The organism is Mesorhizobium sp. P5_C1, from assembly GCF_054049815.1.
In genome coordinates, this window is sequence record NZ_JBFULQ010001122.1 from 1 (window position 1) to 969 (window position 969).

The 969-nt window shown below is 54.9% G+C and carries 1 protein-coding gene; it reads left to right on the forward strand.

What is annotated here, in order from left to right:
• Nucleotides 1–969, forward strand: a 969-nt coding sequence (locus ACXJ7R_RS34320; RefSeq protein WP_457155669.1) for a tetratricopeptide repeat protein, incomplete at both ends; no start/stop codon positions are given.

Here is a 969-nt window from a genome sequence, read left to right on the forward strand (position 1 = left end):
TCTTTGCCCTTCAGGACGAGATATCCAAAAGCATTGTCGACGTGCTCAAAGTGAAGCTGTTGCCCGAAGAACTGGCGACAATTACAAACCGCTCGACCGACAACCCAGAGGCTTACGAGACGCTGTTGATGGGCAGGTCGTTCCTCAATAGGGGAGTCGAGACCAAGTTTATCAAGACAGCGCAGCGACTGTTTGCCAGAGCTGTTGAAATTGACCCAAATTATGCGCGCGCTTATGCCGCTTTGGCTGATTGCGAGTGGCTTCTGTTGACCTGCAACGATCCCGATGCCAGCTTCGAGGCGGTTCTTTCCAACAGTACGCGGGCGCTGGAACTTGAGCCAGGTCTCGCCGATGCCCACGCATCACGTGGCGGGGCCTTTTTCGTAAATGGCCGGTATGCCGAGGCGGAAGTGGAGTTCGAGCGAGCTTTAGAGTTAGACGCCAGTTCTTCCGATACCTATTTCTCTTACGGCCGGAATTGTTTCATTCAAGGTCAATACGAGAAAGCTGCCGCGCTGTACCAGCGTGCCGTATCGTTGTCACCCGATGACTATCGGGTCTGGACCAATCTAGTGATGGTCTATGTTTCACTTGGCCGCAGCGACGACGCCAAGGAAGCTGCAAGGCAAGGTGTGCTGGGAGTGGAAAAGGAAGTCAAAGCGCATCCCGACAATGCCACCGCGCTATGTTACGGCGCCGCAATGCTGGTGGAAAATGGCGAGATTGAACGCGCGCTGTCGTGGGTCTCCCGTGCTGAAATGTTCGCCGGAGACAACATTGCGGTTCAGTACAACATAGGCTGTTTTTATGCGAGGCTGGGCAAGGCGGAACAGGCTATCGATTGCCTGGAACGTCAGCTAACTGCATCACATGCCTACCTCATTTTGCGCATGCCTTGGATGCGTCAGGATAGCGACCTCGACTCGCTCCGCGCTCATCCCCGTTATGTCGCGCTCGTCAATCGGATGG